This window comes from Sphingomonas edaphi (genome assembly GCF_003583725.1).
Classification (GTDB): Bacteria; Pseudomonadota; Alphaproteobacteria; order Sphingomonadales; family Sphingomonadaceae; genus Sphingomicrobium; species Sphingomicrobium edaphi.
The window spans coordinates 215,791-236,092 of record NZ_QXTF01000003.1; the positions used below are offsets into that span (position 1 = coordinate 215,791).

The 20,302-nt window shown below is 60.7% G+C and carries 17 protein-coding genes and 1 pseudogene; 6 read left to right on the forward strand and 12 right to left on the reverse strand.

Going from position 1 to position 20,302, the window contains the following annotated elements; translation table 11 throughout:
• Positions 1 to 137: 137 nt before the first annotated feature.
• Entirely contained in the window at positions 138 to 1,700 is a 1,563-nt protein-coding gene (locus D3M59_RS10375) for a peptide chain release factor 3 (RefSeq protein WP_119533624.1), read from the reverse strand.
• 723 nt (positions 1,701 to 2,423) lie between these two features.
• Here D3M59_RS10375 and D3M59_RS10380 point away from each other — a divergent pair.
• Positions 2,424 to 3,707, forward strand: a complete 1,284-nt coding sequence (locus D3M59_RS10380; RefSeq protein WP_119533584.1) for a L,D-transpeptidase family protein — start codon at positions 2,424 to 2,426, stop codon at positions 3,705 to 3,707.
• On the opposite strand, the gene D3M59_RS10385 is transcribed toward D3M59_RS10380, so the two are convergent.
• On the reverse strand, positions 3,670 to 4,077 hold the full coding sequence (locus D3M59_RS10385) for a DUF302 domain-containing protein (protein ID WP_119533625.1): 408 nt from the start codon (positions 4,075 to 4,077) through the stop codon (positions 3,670 to 3,672). The two genes, D3M59_RS10380 and D3M59_RS10385, sit on opposite strands and share 38 nt — an antisense overlap.
• Positions 4,078 to 4,173: 96 nt before the next feature.
• Between D3M59_RS10385 and D3M59_RS10390 the strand changes: the two genes are divergently transcribed.
• A complete protein-coding gene (locus D3M59_RS10390; RefSeq protein ID WP_233543228.1) occupies positions 4,174 to 4,665 on the forward strand; it encodes a DsrE family protein in 492 nt (163 codons plus the stop codon).
• On the opposite strand, the gene D3M59_RS10395 is transcribed toward D3M59_RS10390, so the two are convergent.
• The 3 genes from D3M59_RS10395 to D3M59_RS10405 are packed head-to-tail and all read right to left on the reverse strand — an operon-like array spanning position 4,662 to position 8,279.
• On the reverse strand, positions 4,662 to 6,785 hold the full coding sequence (locus D3M59_RS10395) for a protein-disulfide reductase DsbD family protein (RefSeq protein ID WP_119533585.1): 2,124 nt from the start codon (positions 6,783 to 6,785) through the stop codon (positions 4,662 to 4,664). The genes D3M59_RS10390 and D3M59_RS10395 overlap by 4 nt on opposite strands.
• A gap of 10 nt (positions 6,786 to 6,795) precedes the next feature.
• Positions 6,796 to 7,482, reverse strand: a complete 687-nt coding sequence (locus D3M59_RS10400) for a DsbA family protein (protein WP_119533586.1) — start codon at positions 7,480 to 7,482, stop codon at positions 6,796 to 6,798.
• Entirely contained in the window at positions 7,482 to 8,279 is a 798-nt protein-coding gene (locus tag D3M59_RS10405; protein ID WP_119533587.1) for a TlpA disulfide reductase family protein, read from the reverse strand. The genes D3M59_RS10400 and D3M59_RS10405 overlap by 1 nt, the downstream gene beginning before the upstream one ends.
• Before the next feature lie 145 nt (positions 8,280 to 8,424).
• Here D3M59_RS10405 and D3M59_RS10410 point away from each other — a divergent pair, with 145 nt between their 5' ends.
• Together D3M59_RS10410 and D3M59_RS10415 are read left to right on the forward strand one after the other, a co-directional pair.
• Positions 8,425 to 9,084: a response regulator gene (locus D3M59_RS10410; protein WP_119533588.1), complete on the forward strand. Its 660-nt coding sequence runs from the start codon at positions 8,425 to 8,427 to the stop codon at positions 9,082 to 9,084.
• Positions 9,081 to 10,427, forward strand: coding sequence for an ATP-binding protein (locus D3M59_RS10415; protein WP_119533589.1), 1,347 nt, complete (start codon positions 9,081 to 9,083; stop codon positions 10,425 to 10,427). The genes D3M59_RS10410 and D3M59_RS10415 overlap by 4 nt, the downstream gene beginning before the upstream one ends.
• Before the next feature lie 85 nt (positions 10,428 to 10,512).
• On the opposite strand, the gene D3M59_RS10420 is transcribed toward D3M59_RS10415, so the two are convergent.
• The 5 genes from D3M59_RS10420 to D3M59_RS10440 all read right to left on the reverse strand — a co-directional run bounded on the left by D3M59_RS10420 (position 10,513) and on the right by D3M59_RS10440 (position 17,200).
• Positions 10,513 to 11,190 carry a DUF2231 domain-containing protein gene (locus D3M59_RS10420; protein WP_119533590.1) on the reverse strand — a complete coding sequence of 226 codons (678 nt, stop codon included), beginning with the start codon at positions 11,188 to 11,190 and terminating at the stop codon, positions 10,513 to 10,515.
• A 3-nt stretch (positions 11,191 to 11,193) separates the two neighbouring features.
• The gene (locus D3M59_RS10425; protein WP_119533591.1) at positions 11,194 to 11,688 is read right to left on the reverse strand and encodes a YybH family protein; all 495 of its coding nucleotides are present in this window, start codon (positions 11,686 to 11,688) and stop codon (positions 11,194 to 11,196) included.
• A 148-nt stretch (positions 11,689 to 11,836) separates the two neighbouring features.
• On the reverse strand, positions 11,837 to 14,200 hold the full coding sequence (locus D3M59_RS10430) for a heavy metal translocating P-type ATPase (protein WP_119533592.1): 2,364 nt from the start codon (positions 14,198 to 14,200) through the stop codon (positions 11,837 to 11,839).
• A 138-nt stretch (positions 14,201 to 14,338) separates the two neighbouring features.
• Positions 14,339 to 14,734 carry a Cu(I)-responsive transcriptional regulator gene (gene cueR, locus D3M59_RS10435; RefSeq protein WP_119533593.1) on the reverse strand — a complete coding sequence of 132 codons (396 nt, stop codon included), beginning with the start codon at positions 14,732 to 14,734 and terminating at the stop codon, positions 14,339 to 14,341.
• Between the two features lie 12 nt (positions 14,735 to 14,746).
• Complete coding sequence (locus D3M59_RS10440) at positions 14,747 to 17,200, reverse strand: heavy metal translocating P-type ATPase (protein WP_119533594.1); 2,454 nt, start codon at positions 17,198 to 17,200, stop codon at positions 14,747 to 14,749.
• A 151-nt stretch (positions 17,201 to 17,351) separates the two neighbouring features.
• Here D3M59_RS10440 and D3M59_RS10445 point away from each other — a divergent pair, with 151 nt between their 5' ends.
• Together D3M59_RS10445 and D3M59_RS10450 are read left to right on the forward strand one after the other, a co-directional pair.
• Positions 17,352 to 17,543, forward strand: coding sequence for a heavy-metal-associated domain-containing protein (locus D3M59_RS10445; protein ID WP_119533595.1), 192 nt, complete (start codon positions 17,352 to 17,354; stop codon positions 17,541 to 17,543).
• A 202-nt stretch (positions 17,544 to 17,745) separates the two neighbouring features.
• The gene (locus D3M59_RS10450; protein WP_119533596.1) at positions 17,746 to 18,411 is read left to right on the forward strand and encodes an NADPH-dependent F420 reductase; all 666 of its coding nucleotides are present in this window, start codon (positions 17,746 to 17,748) and stop codon (positions 18,409 to 18,411) included.
• A 5-nt stretch (positions 18,412 to 18,416) separates the two neighbouring features.
• Here the strand turns inward: D3M59_RS10450 and hutH are convergent, their stop codons facing one another.
• Together hutH and D3M59_RS10460 are read right to left on the reverse strand one after the other, a co-directional pair.
• Positions 18,417 to 19,928, reverse strand: coding sequence for a histidine ammonia-lyase (hutH, locus tag D3M59_RS10455; RefSeq protein ID WP_119533597.1), 1,512 nt, complete (start codon positions 19,926 to 19,928; stop codon positions 18,417 to 18,419).
• Between the two features lie 4 nt (positions 19,929 to 19,932).
• Positions 19,933 to 20,302: pseudogene (locus D3M59_RS10460) on the reverse strand (urocanate hydratase); the annotation flags it as partial.

Below are 20,302 nucleotides of genomic sequence, written 5' to 3' on the forward strand. Positions count from 1 at the left end.
GAACGCAGGTCTTCTCGATCCTTGTCCCGAAGCGCCTGCTTCATTGCGGCGCGCTGTTTGGGATCGAACTTTTCGCACTCAGGATCAGATTGGTCTTCGCCGGCCATGGGGCAACTTAACGGCCAATACTTGTCATTCTAGTTCCGCTCGCGAACGGCGCTAAAGTTGATCTCTGGCCAGTCCTGCTGGAAGCGCCCGAACTCCCACGCGTTACGCATCAGCAGTACCGGTACGTTGTCCTGGTCATCAGCCATGCTGGAGCGATGCGTCTCTATCAGCTTCTTGAGCAGCGCCGGATCATCCGAGCGAACCCAGCGTGCCACTTCGTAAGGTGAGGGTTCAAAATCGAGAGAGACCCCATACTCCTGATCGAGACGGGTCTGCAGAACGTCCAGCTGCAGCTCGCCGATAACACCGACAATCCAATGCGAGCCAATCGCTGGCTTGAACAAGCGGATGACGCCTTCCTCAGCGAGATCCGACAGTCCCCGCCGCATCTGCTTGACCTTTATCGGGTCGCCAAGCCGCACCCGCCGCAGAATCTCCGGCGCGAAGTCAGGCAGCCCGGTGAACGTCACGTCGCCTCGTTCGGTCAACGTATCGCCGACGCGGAGGGTGCCGTGGTTCGGGATCCCGACGATGTCGCCAGCAACAGCTCCGTGAGCAAGCTCGCGGTCGCGCGCGAAGAAGGTGATCGGGTTATGCAGGGCCATGGGCTTGCCGTGGCGCGTGTTCAGCACCTTCATGCCCCGCTGGAGCTTTCCGGAGCAAATCCTGACGAATGCAACCCGATCGCGATGGTTCGGATCCATATTCGCCTGCACCTTAAACACAAAGCCGGTGAGCCGCTGCTCGTCCGGTGCAACTGGAGCTGGCTTGGCCGGCTGTGCCTGCGGCGGGGGCCCATCATCCGCCAGAACGGCGAGGAGCTGCTTTACTCCGAAGCCTCTCAGTGCGCTTCCGAAGATTACAGGTGTTAGATCGCCCTGCCGAAAGGCATTGAGGTCGAACGCAGGATAGGATGCCTGTGCCAGGCCCCCATCTTCGCGCAAGCTATCGGCCGCAGGTGCTGGAATGATCTCGGTAATGGCCGGATCGTCGACGCCGCTGGTCTCGATGCATCGCCCGGGAACGACACCGTCGCTGCGGTCGGCGACCAGGAACTGAGCCCGTCGCAAATCGTAAAGGCCGTGGAATAGTCCGCCGATGCCGGTTGGCCAGTTCTGGGGGCTGACATCCAGCTGAAGGACCTCGGCAATTTCGTCGAGGAGGGCGAACGGGCTAAGTCCCTCACGATCCACCTTGTTGATGAACGTGATAATCGGAACATTGCGCAGTCGGCAGACTTCGAACAGCTTGCGCGTCTGCGGCTCAATCCCCTTAGCGGCATCTATCACCATGATCGCGCAATCGACTGCGGTCAGGGTTCGGTAAGTGTCTTCCGAGAAGTCCTGGTGCCCAGGCGTGTCCAGGAGATTGAAGAGGATGTTCGAGCGCTGGAAGGTCATGACGGAGCTGGTGACGGAAATGCCGCGCTGCTGCTCGATTTTCATCCAGTCGGACCGCGCTCGGCGGCGATCACCACGGGCTTTCACTTCTCCAGCCTCGTGAACCGCTCCGGCAGCCTGAAGCAGGCTCTCGGTCAGTGTGGTCTTGCCCGCGTCCGGATGCGAAATGATGGCGAACGTGCGCCGTTCCAGATCGCTGAACGAAGTAGGATAGGAGGCCGACTGGTCTGTGCTCGCGCGAACGGTCTCGCCGAGTGTGGATTCTTCGATGTTCAACTTTGGCTCCTGCCCGGCGCAACTTGTGCCGAGTGATTCTTGGGCGCTCGCTTAGGGCAAGGCTGCGCTTTAGCGAAGGGGTCGCGTCGATTGGCAACTGATAGCTGAAATCTCGAAACGTCTGAGTTTCAGGAGATTACGCCGGCAAGTGGACGCTCCTCTTTCGGCTACGAGCGGCCATCAGGAGGATCGCCGCCCAGCTCGAGCCATTGTGGACCCGAACAACAGACCTACATTGCCAGCTTGGTAAATGAGGGCAATCCGATGGGTCATAAGTATCTGAACCCCGAACAGGTGCGCGTCGCTAGTCCCAATTGCATTGGGTGCGTACCGGCATCGGAGTGGCACTGGTTTCGTTGGGTTCTTGTCGCCCAGCCGGTGCTCGGTTTGGCGATATACCTGTTCGTTTGACCCAACCGTGTCCATTAATCTCTGGCGAGAGCCCGGAGTGTTCCTGTGGTCGAAAGCCTACCGAGCGGACCGATATCGGCCGATAATCGCTGGCCGAGAGTTCCGCGCGCTTGGCTGAATGGATTCCTGCTGGCACGGCGGCGGTTCGAATTGAATGCATGATCGTAAGCTTCGCTTAAGCTGGTTGCTGCAGCCGGGCACCCGCTGGGGGGGTGAACGGGAGTTGCCATGCGTTGCCGACCTTTTCTTCTCTCAGCCCTTTTCCTGTTATCGGTAAATGCCGCCAACCCAGCTTGGGCGGTAAGCCGTCCTAGGGCGCAACCGGACGTTGCTATAAAGGGGCCGGTTGGGCCTGCTTGGTTGGCAAATGAGGGGCGCGCCGCGCTCGCGCTGCTTGATCTGCTCGAAACATCAAATGTCGACGGCCTTGACCCCGCTGTCTACCGGCCGGCCGAACTCCGACGGGCGCTCCGCCGCGGGTTAAGAGGTTCGCAAAAGACGCGGGCTAAAGCCGCGGCGCAATTTTCGAATGTCTTTGCGCGATACGCGGCCGATGTCGTCCGGCCTCGAGAAACTTCGACTGTATACGTGGATCCTGCGGCGAGGCCCCGGCCGGTGTCGACACAGAGGCTCATCGTCGTTGCTGCTGGCGCGCCGCAGTTTGACGAGTTCATTCGCTCGATGGGCTGGATGCACCCTTATTATGGACGGCTTCGTCAAGCTCTGCAGTCCGAGCTGGAAAAGGGAGGCGGGCGCGTCCCGCTTTTGCGTCTCAACCTTGAAAGGGCGCGCGTTTTGCCGCGTGGTCCCGAGGCGGCCATCGTCGTCAACACCGCAGCAGCCCAACTTGAGCTTTTCGAGGACCGCGAAGTTCGCGACCGTATGCGCGTCGTTGTAGGGGAAACAGCTCAGCAGACGCCGATGATGGCGGGACTTATCCGCTATGCAATTCTCAACCCATATTGGCATGTCCCGCCCGACCTTACTCGCAAGAACATCGCTCCGAGGGTCCTTAAGGAAGGAATGAAATATTTCCGCTCGCGCGGCTATCAGGTCGTGTCGGAATGGTCGCGCGACGCCAGGGTCATCCCTGAAACGTCGATTGACTGGAAGGCCGTGGCGAGGGGCGACAAGGAAATCTTCGTGCGCCAGTTGCCGGGTCCCGCTAATGGCATGGGCGAGGTCAAGTTCATGTTCCCGAACGACATGGGCATTTACTTGCACGACACGCCCGCCAAGGGCCTGTTCGCGAAAGAAGAGCGACAGTTCAGCGCGGGTTGCGTGCGTCTGGAGGATGCCGACCGGCTAAAGAAGCTGCTACTTGGTGACCTCCAATTGACGAGGAGCAAGAAGCCGGAGCAGATCATCAACTTACCGAAGCCCGTGCCGGTATACCTGACCTATATGACGGCTTTCCCCCAAGATGGTCGGATCGTCGAGCGGCCGGATGTCTACGGTCGTGACCGGGCCGTACTCATCGACCAGGGGCGTTCCCGTCCAAGCTCTGGATGACGCGTTGCAGCCGCTCCCGGACTTCCGACGCGGCTGCAGTCAACTGCTGGTTCTCGATCGCCTGCATCGACGCTACCGGATCGATCGCAGCGACTTCCGTTCGACCGTTCCCCAACGCTTGGATCACGACATTGCAAGGCAACATTGTCCCGACCTTGTCCTCCAATTGCAGCGCCTCGTACGCCAGCTTCGGATTGCATGCGCCAAGAATAACGTAGTCGCGAAAGTCAACGCCCATCTTCGACTGCAGCGTTTGCGCCATGTCGATCCTGGTAACAACGCCGAACCCCTCGTCCTTCAGGGCAGCCTCAGTGGCGGCGATGGCGTCATCGAAGCCAAGGTCTAACTGAGTAGAAATGTAATAGGTCATGCGATCATCCCGCGACTGAAAGGGCGGCAGAACAACGGCCAAGAGCGGTCGCCGGCTCCACAAAAATTCATCCTCGCCAGTAAAGGGCAATTATTCGTGCGCATTCTTCAGTTTACCGCCATCACATTTCTATCCTGCCTTTCCGGGCCGCTTTACGCAGCGCCGCTCGGGGCCATTGCACCGCTCGTCGGGGATGAAGTGCGGGCGGATCCACGTCTTCGCTATCGGACGGTTTTTTCCGTAACCAAGGCGGCGGCGGCAACCGGCAAGGTCAATCCCTCCCTGGATAAGGTGACCCGCTACCTGAACCTGCTGGAGCGCGACGGAATCCGACCGGAACGCGGCGACGTGGTAGTCATCGTTTCCGGGGCTGCGACCCCGGTTGTAACTGGGTCGCCCGACAATCCTAACATCGCGCTGATTGCCCGGCTCCAGCAAGCGGGGGTAACGGTTGCGGTCTGCGCGCAAGCACTGCACGGCCACGGAATCAGTCGCAAGCAGCTGGCGTCCGGCATTCGGGTCGACCTGTCGGCCATGACGACGCTGGCGACACTTCAACTCAGAGGTTGGGCTGTGATTACAGACTAATTCTTACTTCTTGCCTTCTCGACAAGCAGGTCAGTGGTCAGGATTTGCGGGAGCACCTCGCCGCGTTGGCCGGGCGCATAATATAGATAGAACGGGATGCTGTTGCGCTGATGCTTGGCGAGGAAGGCGGTGATCTTGGGATCGCCGCTGGTCCAGTCCCCCACCAGGGTGAAGACACCGGCGCGACGGAAGGCCTCACGCGTAGCATCACGCTCTATCGCAACCTTTTCATTGACCTTGCACGTGAGGCACCAGTCCGCCGTGAAGTCGACGAAGACTGGAACTCGCGCTCCGCGCAATTGGGCCAACCGCTGTTCCGAGAAAGGTTCGACATTATTTGCCCGGCTCGTCGCAGGCGGCGACTGTGCGGCAGCCGGAACTAGTGAGGCCGCGCCCACTGCCGCCAACAGGGCCGGTCCGAGCGGCAGCCAGCTTCGCCGCTTGCCGTCACGCTGCCGGGCACCAGTCCACCACAACGCGAGCCCGAGCAGGATGGTCGCGCCGAGCCCAATGGCCATGCCGTCGCTACCAGATTGACGGCCGAGGACCCATGCAAGTCCCAACGCGGTGACGAACATTGGGACAGATAGGATCCGCTGCAAACGCAACATCCAAGTACCCGGTCGTGGCAGCCGCTTGCGAACGCCCGGCACCCAGCCGATCAACAGGAATGGCAGCGCCAGGCCTAACCCCAACGCTCCGAAAACAAGCAAACCGGTCCAGCCCGGCAGTATCATCGCAGCACCGACTGCGCTCGCCATGAACGGGGCGCTGCAGGGTGTGGCCACGAACGCCGCCATCGCGCCGGTGCCGAATGAGCCCGAATGGCCCGAGCGGGTTTGTCCGAGTTCAATCGACCGCGAACTCATGTGAAACAGGCCGGCCAGGTTGAACGCAATTGCGGTGACAAGAAGTAACAGGGCCAGGATGACGTACGGGTGCTGCAGCTGGAAAGACCAGCCAATGGCCACGCCCGCGTTCCGAAGTCCGAGGATCGCCAATCCCAACGCAATGGATGTCGCCAGCGCGCCGGCGGCGTAAGCGGTTGAGTCGCTCCGCGCAGCGGCCGCCGAATGACCCGCGCGTGCGAGATGCATCGCTTTCAAGCTTAGAATTGGAAATACGCAGGGCATCAGGTTCAGTAGGAGGCCGCCAACCAGCGCTCCGAATATTGCCCAGCCGAGCCCGGCGCCCGCACCATCTGCAACCGGGGAAACATCCAGCGTCGGGCCGGGCATGGAAGGCGCATCCACGGCGTCAGGGGAAAGCCCGGAACTGTCGCCTGCGCTTTCGCCATTCTTGCCATCTGGGATCGAAGCTGCTGGCGCCGCGGCTTGCGTGAAGCGCAACCGGATCGCCCGCTTTCCGTCGCCAACGACACCGGCGAGCGTCGCGTGGTTATTAGAGGCCATCGTCCCGGTTATCTGCAGGCTGCCATCGTCCAATCGCTTGGCGTCCCGACGCTCGAACACTCCATCGCCTGACGGAAAGAAGGTGGCGCGGGCAGCATCCAGTTGCGTCGCGGGCGGAACGCGAAGGGTCAGTTGGCTGCCGTCGCGGATAAAACTGCCGATCGTATTGGATGCCGTAGGCAGCGCGCGCCTGGCGGCCGCAAACAATGCAGCTTCTTCGGGCGCGAGCGCACCGTTGCCGGCAACGAGATCGAGGCGAACGGTCGCGGATTGAGGGACGCACAAGGTGTCCGAACAGGCGAGGAAATCGACCTTTCCTTCAATCGGCAGGCGTTCGCCCGGCTGTATAGTCGCCGCAACCTGCATCGGAGCCAATAGAACATGTTCCCCGCCATGGACGAAGCTTGTCATCCCGGAGACCCGAAGAAGCTCTGGCGCGGGGTGCTGCAACGGCCCGATCTTCACGCCAGTTGGCAGTGTCCAGCGCACCTTTGGTGGCAAGCCGCTGTCTCCTGGGTTGGACCAATAGCCATGCCAGCCGGGCTTCGGCACCATCCGCAACGCCAGCATCACCGACTTGCCCGGTGCAGGCTGCTGCGACCGGGCATGGAGGGACACGTCGATCCGTGCCGGCGGCGCTGCCTGCGCTGTCATGGACAACAGCAGCAGGGTGGTAGCCAAGACTAGCTTTTGGAGAACAGCGGTCATTGAGCCTGCCTTAGATTCCGGCGGGCTGGGAAGAGGGCGTCAAGTCCGGGTTGGGCGTCGTGCGCGCCTTGTGCACAGCCGCCTTTAACCCCTCGTAGTCCAACCCGCCCTCGACAAGGTAGTTGCCGACCAGGAAGGCGGGCGTCCCTTGCAAGCCAAGTGCTTCGGCCTGTTCGTTGTTACGTTCGAGCAGTGCGTCGATTTCCGCCTTACGCGTCTTCATATCCGCTTGCAGGCGGCTCCAGTTCACACCCGCCTTGGTTGCAGCGCTCTTGATCGCGGCCTCGTCCATTGGCCGTGGAGTGTTCATCAGCGCGTCGTGGACAGCGGCGTGTTTGCCCTGCCATTGGCTGGCGATCGCCACACGCGCAGCGGCCACGGACGCATCGCCGAAGATTGGCCAGTCGCGATAGATAATGCGCACTTTCCTGTCCGCCGCCGCCAGCCGCTTCAACTCTGGGTGGACTTTGCGGCAGAATGGGCACTGATAGTCGGTATATTCGACGATCGTGATGTCATAGGCAGGCGGCTTTACCGTTGGTGCCAGTTTGTCCTCGGTGAACATCTCGCGCGTCAACTTCGGTGCTGCGGGGGCGGCCGGGCTGGGGGTGGGCGCGGACTGCGTCGCGCCACCTTGCATGACGGTCGCCACGGAGGCGGTTGAGAGAAAAAGCAGCGCAAGCAGGGTCTTCTTCATTACTGGATCTCCTTGATCTTCTTGAGCTTGTCGGTCAGCCCGGCACGCGAAATGGCGCCCTGGTGGACCGTTCGGACGGTTCCCGTTGAATCGATGAAGATGGTGGTCGGCAGGGCGCCCCCGTAGGATGCGGACGACCGGGCTCCGCGATCGAGGATGATCGACTTAAGGTCGAGACCTGTCTCGCGCGGCAACTGTGCCGCAAGGTCGGGACCGTCGCCCTGGTTGACGAACAGGAAGGTTACATCGGGGTTTGCTGAGGCCGCTTCGGCGAATATGGGCATCTCGCGCCGGCACGGCGGACACCAGTCCGCCCACAGGTTGACCACCGTCGGGCGCCGCCCGACTGTTTTTGGCTCGAATGGCCGACCGTCCAGCGTAACCAATTCCGTGTCGGCGATGGAAAATGGCGAGGCCGCGCTGGTCACGAGTAGCCGGTCAGCCGCGAACCAAGTGGTGCCTAGGACCGCCAGCAGTGCCAAAAGCTTGGGACTGACGTGGCGGGGGGCTCGCCACACTAAAAGGATGGCAGCTGCACCAATCCCCGCCAATGGCACGAAGCCGCCTTCCCAGACTGCCAAGACGGCGAGCGGATCTTGTCGAAACGCATCCAGATGGCTGGCAACATACGCAAGCCGGGCAGCGAAAAAGCCGCCGACGGCTGCAACGAAGGCGGCGTTACTATCTTTGGCAATGCTTGGGCGCGCGCCGATCATGATGAACAGCCACAAAGCGACGACCGCGACCAATCTGTCGCTGGCCAACGCGAGCGGGCCGAGTTGAAGGACTGGACTCACCTGTCGCGTCTTTTGGGAAAAGGGGAGGCCTTGATTGTGCTCATGCCGGGGACAAATGAGTCTTCCAGCTTAAGAGACGCTTAGGGTGGGGGAGCAAGGTGGTAAGGCTGGCTTAAGCTAATGCGATGAGGAAACGTCGGGTCCAATGCGAATTCTGGTGATCGAAGATGATGCTATCCTGCGCGCCGGAATCCGGACGGGCTTGGCGCTCGATGGCTTTACGGTCGATGCTGTCGGTACCGCTGCGGATGCGAGCGCGGCGGCGGCGGCTTCCCAATATGATGCGCTGGTGCTGGATGTCGGCCTTCCCGATGCCGACGGCGTTGAGTTGCTGAAGGGTTGGCGGCGAGGAGGTGAGACCGTCCCTGTGCTCTTGCTGACCGCGCGCAATTCGGTCGATGACCGAATTGAAGGCCTCAACAGCGGTGCCGACGACTATCTGGGTAAGCCGTTCGACCTCGATGAACTTGCCGCGCGCGTCCGAGCAATTGCGCGTCGGTCGAAGGGCAATATGGCTGCGGCGCTGCAACTCGGGCCGTTCCACCTGGACAGCGCGGCGAGGGAGCTGCGACGCGACGGGACGGTTATCCCTCTTTCCCGCCGTGAGTTTGCGCTAGTCGAAACGCTGTTTGAACAGCCGGGCAGGGTGTTCTCCAGAAGCCAGCTCGAGGATCGACTGTACGGCTGGGGTGAAGAAGTCGGCAGCAATACGATCGAAGTGCACATCCACAAGTTGCGCGCCAAACTCGGCCGGGACGTTATCGAAACGGTCCGCGGCGAAGGCTACAGAGCGTTCCGCGAATGACGTCGCTCCGCCTGCGCCTGTTCGCGTTACTTGCCGCCGCAACGCTGTTCGTCTGGTCGGCGGCGGCGGTATGGATCTACCTCCACACCCGTGCGGAGGTTCAACGCGTGCTGGATCGCCGCCTGATTGAGGCAGCGACGATGGTCGCATCGCTTGCAGAGAACAGCGACGCCTTGGTAGCGACAGGGCAATCCCGCATCATTGCCGTGCCACGCTATAACCGCCAACTAGCTTGCCAGATCTGGTCGCTGGACGGCCGATTGGTCGGGCGGTCGAGCGGCGCGCCGGCGGAACCGCTGGCGACAAACCGGCCCGGCATGTCGGAACGTGACATCGGCGGCGAAACCTGGCGGGTATACACGATCGCCGATCCCGGGCGGGGTATTCGCGTGTCGGTCGGTGATAGCTTGGGTATTCGCCAGCGGCTGATCCGAGATTTGATGATGGGATTGCTATTACCTGCGGTTGTTGGCCTCGGTGCGCTGGCTTTTCTCATCTGGACGGCGGTGGGAACGGGTCTTGCCCCGCTGAAGACGATTTCCCAACGCCTGCGCCAGCGAAAGCCGGCAGACTTTTCACCGCTGGAGATCGCAAGGCCGACCCAGGAGATCCTGCCGCTTGTCGAGGCAATCGATGCGCGTTCGGCCAAGTTGGAGCAAATGCGCGCCACTGAACGCCACTTCATCGCCAGTGCGGCGCATGAACTGCAGACGCCGCTGGCAGGGTTGAGCACCCATGCCCAGATCGCCCTGCGAACAGACGACAGCGCGGTTCGCCGTCAATCACTGCAAAGCATTGCTGAATCTGTCGACCGAACGTCGAGGTTGGTGCAGCAATTGCTGGCTCTGGCCCGCGAAGAAAGTGACGTTGATCGCTCGGAACCAGTTTGGTTGAGCTTGTCAGTTTTGGTCGATGCGCTCGGGCGCGAATTTCATCACGCGCTCGGGAGTGCTGACCTCAATGTTGAAATGACCGAAGAAGCGGCGGCCGCGGAGGTTTGCGCCGTCGAAGCGGAGCTGGTTCTCGCGCTAAAAAACTTGTTGAGCAACGCCATCAATCACTCGCCAAGTGGCGGGCGTATCCAGATCCATGTTGAAAATGGGATAGGTGAGGTAGGGATCAGTGTGCGCGATCAGGGACCGGGGATCGCCAGCGCCGAACTGGAAAGGGTCCGTGGCCGATTCGTGCGTGGTAAGAAGGCTCGCGGTGTCGGTTCGGGGTTAGGGCTCTCAATCGTTGAGTTAGTGGCATCGCACATGTCCGGCCGGCTCGACTTGCACAATCAATCTGATGGTGGACTGCAAGCTACTCTTTGGCTTCCTGAGCAGAAGTTGAGGGCCTAATAAATTGTGACTGCTCTTAAGGGTATTTGTTGATCATACACCCTAGGGCCGCACTGACCTCGAAGACCGTGCTCCCGACCCACCTTCACCAATTCATGTGATCAGCGCCATGCGTAAGCGCGCCGCCGAACCAACCTTGAGTGACGATTGCGGCAGTCATGACTCCTAGGCCGAATATCATGCCTGCACTGCGATCCTCTTCGGGCTTGCGGATGGCCCAGACTGCCAATGCCAATGCGCCAACTCCAACTCCGGTGCCGAACCAGCGATGGACGCTGAGCAGCCAATCATCGGTCGCAGGAGTGAAGCCTCCGTCGATCCAGCCAAGCACGGCCGCAATCGGAGCGATGATCCCACCAGAGACGACCAGAAATTGAATTGGCTTTGCGTAGGCCGGGCGCTTCCGCCCGACGATTGCGGTGAAAAAGGCGGCTGGGAAAAAAGCGATGGGAAAATGAACGATGATAGGGTGCAGCCGGCCAATCCAGTCGAGCAATCGCGCAGTGGTACTCATCTTCGATCGATCGACTTTGGGCATGTCGATCATCTCGCCCATTTGCGCATGCATCACGGTCGGATCGGCCGCTGATGGAACAACGGATTCCGGCTGAGCCGCTGCCTGCTGTCGCATCTGTTCCGCCTTGGCGGCTGCCTCCCGCTGCCGGCGATGTTCTTCATGGGCCGAAGCTGGCGAACCAGTGACAATCGTCAGCGCCGCGAGGAATGACAAGGCGATACCGATTGAGCGATCGTTCCGTTTCATTGCTTAGCTTCCCTTCGGCTTACGGGCCGAGTTGTGCATCGACAGGATTTTCCACTGCCCATCGATTTTCTTCAGCACGCTAGTCGCTACGCCGTGCCGATCGGCTGTCTCGCCGGACCTTGTTTCAATGCGATAATTGTAAGTTTCGGTAGCCAACGCGACCGAGCCCTCGAAGCGCACGATCACTTTGTAATCGGAGAAGGCAAAAGACCTGAATGCCTTTAATTCGGGGCCAAGATGATGAGCTAGATACTGAGCGTAGGTGCCTTCGACGCCACCCGTCTCGAAGATTGCAGAATCAGAGGCAAAAAGGCTTTCGGTTCCAGCGACATCCAGCTTTTCGATCGCGGTCTTGTAGCGTGCAAGGACCTCTTTGACGGCCGGTTCTTCGGTGGCGCCATTGATGACAGCCATAGGTTGGCCTGGGGGATGGTGGCCGGGTTGAGCGTAAACGACCTGAGAAATCGCCAAACTCGCCAAGGCAACATTAAGCTTCATACTATCTTCCCTCGGGTCCAGAACCGAATCCCGGCAAGTAGGTTTCCGTCAAACCTGTGTAGGCCACGACAAGGAACAAACTAGCTGGCGGCACCGCAACTAATGTCATCGTAGCAAAACGAAGGCCGCCAACTATTTTCGCGTTCGGTCAAAGCCGCACCCCTCTGAGGCGTAGCGAATTGCCGATAACTGCAACCGAGCTGAAAGCCATCGCAGCACCGGCGATAATTGGGCTCAGCAAAATGCCGAACCACGGATAAAGGATACCGGCGGCGACCGGCACGCCTGCCGCATTGAAAATGAATGAGAAGAACAGATTTTCGCGAATGTTGCGCATCGTGGCTTGGCTCAGGCGCCGAGCGCGGACGATGCCTGTGAGATCACCTTTTACAAGGGTTACTGCTGCGCTTTCCATCGCGACATCGGTTCCAGTCCCCATGGCGATGCCGACATCGGCCGCAGCGAGAGCAGGGGCGTCATTAATGCCGTCACCCGCCATCGCGATACGGCGGCCCTGCTGCTTGAGCGCTTCTACCTTGGCCTGCTTTTGATCAGGAAGGACTTCGGCTAGCACCTCATCGATCCCTACCCGGCGAGCAACAGCCTCAGCTGTGCGACGATTGTCGCCCGTCATCATCACGACATGAATGCCGTGGCGGCGAAGCTCGGCGACAGCCTCAACGGCGCTTTCTTTGATGGGGTCGGCGACCACGACCAGGCCGGCCAGTTGGTTATCAATCGCAACGAACATCACGCCTTCGCCTTCCGCGCGATGTTGGTCGGCTAAATGCTCCAGCTCACTTGAATCGATGCCGAATTCCGCAAGAAGGCGCTTGTTGCCCAGGGCGACAGTGCGCCCATCAACGCTGCCGGTGACGCCTTTGCCGGTGTGGGACGCGAAATCGGCGCTTGCCGGAATCTCAATTCCGCGATCGTCAGCGCCTTGCACTATAGCCTCTGCCAACGGGTGCTCGCTTCCGCGCTCCATGGCAGCCGCCAGTCGCAGCACCTCATCTTCGTCGAAATTGCCCGTCGGCTTGACTGCCACTAGCTTGGGCTTGCCTATTGTGAGCGTGCCGGTTTTGTCGACCACTAGGGTGTCGATCTTCTCCATTAGTTCGAGCGCTTCGGCATTCTTTACTAGAACGCCTTGGGACGCGCCTTTTCCGGTGCCAACCATGATTGACATGGGCGTCGCCAGACCGAGAGCACAGGGACAGGCGATGATCAGCACAGCAATCGCGTTAACGAGCGCGTGCGACAGCCGGGGTTCCGGGCCGACCAGGCTCCAAACGACGAAAGTGACGATGGCGATGATTACGACGCCGGGCACGAACCAAGCCGAAACTTGGTCGGCCATCTTTTGTATGGGCGCACGCGAACGCTGAGCGTCGGCGACCATACGCACGATTTGCGAGAGCATCGTGTCTCGGCCGACGCGCTCAGCCTTCATCAGAAGCGAACCGGTGCCATTGACCGTCGCACCTGTCAGCTTCGCGCCCTCGACCTTCTCGACCGGGATCGGCTCGCCTGAGATCATCGACTCGTCAACAGAGCTTCGACCTTCGACGACCACTCCATCGACCGGTACTTTCTCGCCCGGCCGCACGCGAAGCAGGTCGCCGACATGGACATGTTCAAGCGGAATATCCTCGTCGACACCGTCGCGCACTCGGCGCGCCGTCTTGGGCGCCAGTCCAAGAAGCGCGCGGATCGCCTTGCCTGTCGCGGATCGCGCCCTCAGTTCCAGAACTTGTCCAAGCAGCACCAGCGTGGTGATGACGGCTGCCGCTTCAAAATAGACCGGCACCAAGCCGCCCATCGTTCGTAATGAGGCTGGAAACAGGTCGGGCGTGAGCGCACCTACCAGGCTGTAAGCATACGCAACTCCAACGCCGAGGCCGATCAGCGTAAACATGTTGAGATTGCGGGTCTTGAGAGAGGCCCACATGCGCTCGAAGAAGGGCCAGCCGCCCCACAACACGACCGGCGTGGCCAGCAAGAGCTGTATCCACGTCGACTGCGCCATTGGAATGGGCTCCCACCCAAACAACTCGGCGCCGAAGGTCAGGACCACCAGTGGCGCCGCCAGGACGGCGCTCACCCAGAAGCGCCGGTTCATGTCGATCAGCTCAGGATTTTGACCCTCTTCCAAACTGGGCTCGAGCGGCTCCAGCGCCATGCCGCATATGGGACAGGATCCAGGACCATTGCGGCGGATCTGCGGATGCATGGGACAGGTCCAGATCTCGCCATCGCCTGCTTGGTTCAGTTTTGCCAACTTTGGCGTTTTGGCAGGGGCTGATTGCGCCGGGTTAAGGTAACCGTCTGGGTTGGCATTGAACTTCGCGTGGCAGCTCGAGCTGCAAAAATAATAGCGTTCGCCGGCAAGGTCGACATGATGCGGCGCCGTTTCGGGTCTAACCGTCATCCCGCAAACAGGATCTTTCACGATCTCTGCGGCGCCACGTCCGCGAGAGTCTAGATGGGGATGTTCGTGATCGCTTGTCATAGCATGCGCCTCAATCGACAATGGTCATCACAGCAGACGCACCCAACCAGTGGGCATCACGGACACAGTATCGGCCTGTATTGCCATTCGGCAGAATATCCGGGTCGAGTACGGGGCGGAGGGGCGAGCATCCTCTGGTCATTCAATATCCGCCTCGAGGCCGCCAAGGATCGGGCAATCGGCGCGATCATCGCCGTGGCAAGATCTCGCAAGCGCTTCGAGGGACTTGCGCATCTCGTCGAGCTCTTTTGCCTTTCGCTTTAGTTCAGCCGCTCGGGCTAGGGCGATGGCCTTCACATCTGCGCTGGCGCGGCTTCTATCCTGCCACAAGGCCAGTAGCTGGCGGATCTCTTCGATTGGAAATCCGCTATCACGAGCGCGCCTGATGAAGCGAAGTGTGTGAACATCCGAAGTATCGTAGTCCCGATAACCGGAGTCTCGGCGTGCTGCCTTGGGGATCAGCGCGATCGCCTCATAGTGCCGGATCATGCGCTGGCTGACCCCGGATTGTTTGGACGCTTGGCCGATATTCATGAGCTGGTCTCCTTAGACCGCCGAGGGGCGCCACCGGCGCAGTACCAGGGCGTTGGCCACTACACTCACACTTGAGAAGGCCATTGCTGCGCCGGCAATGACGGGGCTTAAAAGGCCAAGAGCGGCCAATGGAATCCCGACAACGTTATAAATGAAAGCCCAAAAAAGTCCTTGGCGGATCTTGGCGTAGGTCCGACGCGAAATGTCGATCGCGTCTGTCACAAGCCGGGGATCTCCGCGCATAAGCGTGATGCCCGCTGCATGCATTGCAACATCGGTCCCGGTCGACATCGCGATGCCTACATCTGCGGCAGCCAGTGCTGGTGCGTCATTCACGCCATCGCCCACCATTGCTACCGTTCGGCCCGCTGACCGAAGCCCCGCAATCACGCTTGCCTTGCCGTCCGGCAGCACGTTTGAAATCGCTTTATCGATTCCCAGCTTGCTGGCGACGGCTTGCGCGCTGCCTTCATTGTCTCCGGTAATCATGATGCTCTCGATGCCCTTCGCGCGAAGCGCTTCGACGGCTGCCGCCGCAGATGCCTTTGGCTCATCGCCAAATGCGAGCAAGCCTATTGGCCGGACCTGTGGCGAGACTTCAGCAACCCAGGACAGGGAGCGGCCTTCAGATTCCAGTTGTTCGGCGAGCACCTGCAGGGGCAGGTGATCGAGGCCATTTTCGCTCATCAACCGGGCACTGCCTAGAATGTAGTTCCGTCCTTCCAGCATCGCTGTGACGCCGCGACCCGGCAGTGCCTTCATTTGCGTGGCCGGCGTTGGCTGAATGTTTCTGGCGTTGGCGGCTTCCCGCACGGCGCGTGCAAGCGGGTGTTCGCTGCCGCTCTGCAATCCGGCCGCCAGTGCCATCAACTGATCGTCGGTCGTGTCATCAGCGGGGAGAGCCGCGACAAGCACGGGCTTCCCTTCCGTCAACGTGCCAGTTTTGTCGAAGGCTACGCTGTTGATGCGATGGGCGATTTCTAAGGCTTCCGCGTCCTTGATAAGCACGCCGGCTTGTGCGGCGACGCCGGTACCGGCCATGATCGCTGTCGGGGTAGCTAGACCAAGCGCGCAGGGGCAGGCGATCACCAGTACGGCGACGGCATTTAGTATGGCAGTCTCGACGCTTGCACCCGCAGCGAGCCAGCCGAGCAACGTTATCGCCGCGATGATTAGTACGACCGGGACGAAAACGGCACTGACCTTGTCGACAAGGCGTTGGATCGGGGCTTTCGCGCCCTGGGCACTTTCGACCAACCTGACGATCCGTGCGAGCGTCGTTTCAGCGCCAATCGCTGTGGTCTCAACAAGGATAAGTCCTTCGCCGTTGACAGAGCCGCCCGTAACCTGAGCGCCTGCCGACTTGTTCACGGGCATGCTTTCGCCGGTTAACATCGACTCATCTACGCTGGTCTCACCGTCCAGTAGTTTGCCATCAACGGCAATCCGCTCGCCCGGACGGACCCGTACGTGATCGCCCACGGATACGAGACCGACTGGCACCTCGGTTTCGACGCCGTTCAAGCCGACAATCCGTGCGGTGTCGGGGCGGAGAGCCATGAGAGCCCGGATCGCGGCTCCAGTTTGTCGCTTGGCTCTACCTTCCAGCCATTTGCCGAGTAGGACCAGGCTAATCACCACGGCCGAGGCTTCGAAATAATAATGGGTGGGCGCCATGCCAGCCATGTGCATGGGCGGGAAAAGCAACTGATAGAGGCTTAGCCCAAAGGCGGCAGTAGTTCCGATTGCGACTAGCAGGTCCATGTTCCCGGTGCGGGCCTTCACGGCTTTCCAACCCGCTCGGTAAAAGCGAGCACCAAGCCAGAACTGCACCGGCGCGGCCAAGAGCAACTGCCACCAGCCACCTAGCGTAAAGTCGAGGCCGATCCAGGAAGTGATCATTGGCAGCACTAAAGGCAGCGACAAGACTGCTGCGAAAATGACATGGCGCAGTTCGCGGCTCGCGGCTCGTTCGCGGCGACGGTCAGCGACTTCCGTTTCGATGGGCAAATCGTTCTTGAGTGAGGCACTGTAGCCTGCGCTGATGACGGCAGCGATGAGTCCGGTGATTGGCGTGGTGGCCACGATCTCAACTGTCGCGGTTTCGTTGGCGAGGTTGACGTCCGCCTTGAGGACGCCAGGGATCGCGCGAAGCGCTTTTTCAACTCGACCAACACAAGACGCACAGGTCATACCGTCAATTGCGAGCTTAATCTCGGTAGCGCCCGGCATATATCCAGCTGCAAAGATCGCATCCGCTATCGTCGATGTGTCGGCATATGTTGGATCGAACGTAATTTCCGCTCGCTCGGTCGCCAGATTAACCGACACGTCCGTAATTCCGTGGACAGCTCGGATGGCCTTTTCGACACGGCCGACGCAGGACGCGCAGGTCATCCCTTCGATAGGAATAACTAGACTTTCGTCCTCTTCACGCGGCAGTTCTACTGGCAGTGGGGCGATCATTTCTGCGTCTCCTCATCACGATTCGACAACCTGTTTCACCCTTCACATCATGTCAGGGTCAAGCCCGGTGAAATCTTTTCCGCACAACCTTGACCTTGCCACCATGGCAAACCCCAGATCGGCCTTTCCCAAATGTGAAAGGAAACGGGAAATGACCATTTTGACTGTTCGCGGGATGAGTTGCGGCCCTTGCGCACGAGCCGTGACCGGCGCCATCCAACGCGTCGATCCCGATGCGAATGTTGACATCGATCTCGCGACGAAGCGCGTCGAAATAGTCTCTTCCGCAAAAGTAGAGGAAATCGCCGCGTCGATCGAGGCAGCTGGGTATCGGGTAGAGTAGCAGGACCGAGTTTGCCACTTCGTCCTTGACCCTCACACGGTGTCAAGCGGCACGACTCGAGATCACGATCGACGAGCCTTCCTCCCTCGCTTGTCGCTCGTGCCCGGCCTCGCTCGCAAACATTGCTGCGCGAGAAGGAAAGCAGTCTTGCCCCCTCAGGACTGCTCTCCAAGCCGGGTGCATTTTTCTCAAGGAGAATGAGATGTTGGAATCAACTTCTGTATTACGAGATGAAGGACCGGAGATCGGTGTCTTGGGCACGGGTCGCATGGGCACTCGCCTGGCTGCCATGTTTGCTGGAGCCGGACGGCGGGTAGTTTTGGCGTCAAGAACGCCCTCCAGGGCGGCCGACATCGTTGCAAAGCTCAATATTCCAAGTCTGGTAGCAGGTTCATACGCTGAAGCACTTGGCGCCCCCGCGATACTACCAGCAATTTTCATTCGAGATGGTTTGCTCGATTTAGTCGAGCAGAATGCCGAAGCGTTCGAAGGCAAACTCGTCATCGACATAAGCAATCCGTTCAATGACGACTATTCCGACTTCCTTACGCCTTGGGATAGCAGTGGCGCCGAAGAACTCAGGAAATGCCTTCCCAGGGCGCGCCTTGTTGGCGCTTTCAAAAATGTCTTCTGGGCCGTGTTCGATGACCCGCTGTTCGATGGCACCGCTAGCGACGTTCTCGTTGTTGGCGATGATGAGGATGCGAAACGCGAATTTTTCAGGCTGAGCGAGGGAACGCCGTTCAGGTACCTTGATGCAGGAGCCCTGAAAAATGCTCGCGCGATCGAACGCCTAACCATGATAACGGGGGCGCTTGGTAGAGACCTTGGCTCGTATCCGCGGATGAACTGGCGTCTCCTAGGTTAGGCGGCTTAAGCCAACCACGAACTTGCTGGGGGAGGGGCCAAGTTGCCACTCAGGATCGCACTCTGAATTGCGGCCATTTCGTCCGCCCAATAGCGGTCGGCCTCAAGGTGAGGGGACAGGGCGCGGACCTTTTCGTGCAGGGCCTTCAGTGGCGCGCTGGTCGCCAGCGGCGCGTGATAGTCAACGCCCTGTGCCGCCGCGATCAACTCGACCGCGATAATGCCGGCGGCATTCTTCGCGATCTGCGCCGCTTTTCTCGCCGCGATCGGCGCCATCGAAACATGGTCTTCCTGGCCAGCGCTGGTGGGAATGGAGTCAACCGACGCAGGGAAAGCCAGCGTCTTGTTTTCGGACGTGAGCGCCGCGGCGGTGACCTGCGGGATCATCAGGCCGCTGTTCACGCCGCCGTCGTCGGTCAGGAAGGCTGGAAGGCCGCTCATCTTCGGATCGACCAGAACCGAGGTGCGGCGCTCAGACAGCGAGCCGACCTCGCACAGCGCCATTGCTATGATGTCGGCGGCGAAGGCGACGGGCTGGGCGTGGAAGTTGCCTCCACTGATGGCGATGTCCTCATCTTCGAAGACAATCGGATTGTCGGTGACGGCTGCCGCCTCGATTTCCAGCGTGCGCGCGGCATTGACCAGAAGGTCAAGCGCGGCGCCCATCACCTGCGGCTGGCAGCGGAAGCTATAGGGGTCCTGCACCCGGCCGCAACGATGGTGGCTGTCGACGATCGCGGAGCCATCAAGCAGCGCGCGAATGGTGCCGGCAACGCGGATCTGGCCCGGTTGGCCGCGTACCGCGCTGATGCGTCGGTCGAACGGCTTGATCGACCCCTTGAGCGCGTCGACCGACAACGCGCCGGCCGCAACGGCCGCACCGAACACCCGCTCGGCCATGAACAACGCATCGAGCGCGATCGCTGTCGACGCCTGAGTGCCGTTGATCAGCGCGAGCCCTTCCTTGGGACCAAGCACTAGCGGATTAAGGCCGATGCGGACCAAGGCGTCGCGCGCGGGCAAGAGATCTCCAGCAAGGTCGATGCGGCCCTCACCCAACAGAGCGGAGATGAGATGCGCAAGCGGGGCGAGGTCGCCGCTTGCGCCAACGCTGCCCTGGGAGGGGATCAGCGGCATTGCGTCGTGGTCGAGCAACGCCTGCAGCGCTTCGATTACCGCCGGCCGCACACCGGAATAGCCGCGGCCAAGGCCGAGCAGCTTCAGGACGATCATCAGCCGCGTGACCCGGCGGGGCAGCGCATCACCGAGCCCGCATGAGTGAGACAGGATCAGGTTGCGCTGAAGCTCCGCCAGCCGCTCGGCTGGGATGCGGGCGTTGGCCAGAAGACCAAAGCCCGTGTTGATGCCGTAGACGGTCTCGCCGCCGGCAACGATGCGCTCGACAGATGCCGCCGATGCCCGGATGCGCGCGAGGCTGGCGTCGTCGAGTTTGGCGGGCGCGCCCTGCCACAGTTGACGCAAGGTCGCGAGGTCGATGGCTTCGGGGTTAAGCGCCATGATCTCAGCGTCCCACCATCGGCAGGTCGAGGCCCTGTTCGCGCGCGCAGTCGATGGCGATGTCATAGCCCGCGTCGGCGTGGCGCATGACGCCGGTGCCGGGGTCGTTCCACAGCACGCGCTCAAGCCGACGGGCTGCATCTTCGGTCCCGTCGGCGACGATCACCATCCCGCTATGCTGCGAATATCCCATGCCGACGCCGCCGCCATGATGGAGTGACACCCAAGTCGCGCCGGAGGCAGTGTTGAGAAGAGCGTTCAACAGCGGCCAGTCACTGACTGCATCGCTGCCATCCATCATCGCCTCGGTCTCGCGGTTGGGCGAGGCGACGCTGCCGCTGTCGAGATGGTCGCGGCCAATGACGATCGGCGCG

What these genes read in the sequence shown, in the direction of transcription:
- D3M59_RS10380 (WP_119533584.1), top strand. Translation starts at nt 2,424, where the DNA reads ATGCGTTGCCGACCTTTTCTTCTCTCAGCCCTTTTCCTGTTATCGGTA.
- D3M59_RS10385 (WP_119533625.1), bottom strand. Translation starts at nt 4,077, where the DNA reads ATGACCTATTACATTTCTACTCAGTTAGACCTTGGCTTCGATGACGCC.
- D3M59_RS10395 (WP_119533585.1), bottom strand. Translation starts at nt 6,785, where the DNA reads ATGACCGCTGTTCTCCAAAAGCTAGTCTTGGCTACCACCCTGCTGCTG.
- D3M59_RS10400 (WP_119533586.1), bottom strand. Translation starts at nt 7,482, where the DNA reads ATGAAGAAGACCCTGCTTGCGCTGCTTTTTCTCTCAACCGCCTCCGTG.
- D3M59_RS10410 (WP_119533588.1), top strand. Translation starts at nt 8,425, where the DNA reads ATGCGAATTCTGGTGATCGAAGATGATGCTATCCTGCGCGCCGGAATC.
- D3M59_RS10415 (WP_119533589.1), top strand. Translation starts at nt 9,081, where the DNA reads ATGACGTCGCTCCGCCTGCGCCTGTTCGCGTTACTTGCCGCCGCAACG.
- D3M59_RS10420 (WP_119533590.1), bottom strand. Translation starts at nt 11,190, where the DNA reads ATGAAACGGAACGATCGCTCAATCGGTATCGCCTTGTCATTCCTCGCG.
- D3M59_RS10425 (WP_119533591.1), bottom strand. Translation starts at nt 11,688, where the DNA reads ATGAAGCTTAATGTTGCCTTGGCGAGTTTGGCGATTTCTCAGGTCGTT.
- D3M59_RS10430 (WP_119533592.1), bottom strand. Translation starts at nt 14,200, where the DNA reads ATGACAAGCGATCACGAACATCCCCATCTAGACTCTCGCGGACGTGGC.
- cueR (WP_119533593.1), bottom strand. Translation starts at nt 14,734, where the DNA reads ATGAATATCGGCCAAGCGTCCAAACAATCCGGGGTCAGCCAGCGCATG.
- D3M59_RS10440 (WP_119533594.1), bottom strand. Translation starts at nt 17,200, where the DNA reads ATGATCGCCCCACTGCCAGTAGAACTGCCGCGTGAAGAGGACGAAAGT.
- D3M59_RS10445 (WP_119533595.1), top strand. Translation starts at nt 17,352, where the DNA reads ATGACCATTTTGACTGTTCGCGGGATGAGTTGCGGCCCTTGCGCACGA.
- D3M59_RS10450 (WP_119533596.1), top strand. Translation starts at nt 17,746, where the DNA reads ATGTTGGAATCAACTTCTGTATTACGAGATGAAGGACCGGAGATCGGT.
- hutH (WP_119533597.1), bottom strand. Translation starts at nt 19,928, where the DNA reads ATGGCGCTTAACCCCGAAGCCATCGACCTCGCGACCTTGCGTCAACTG.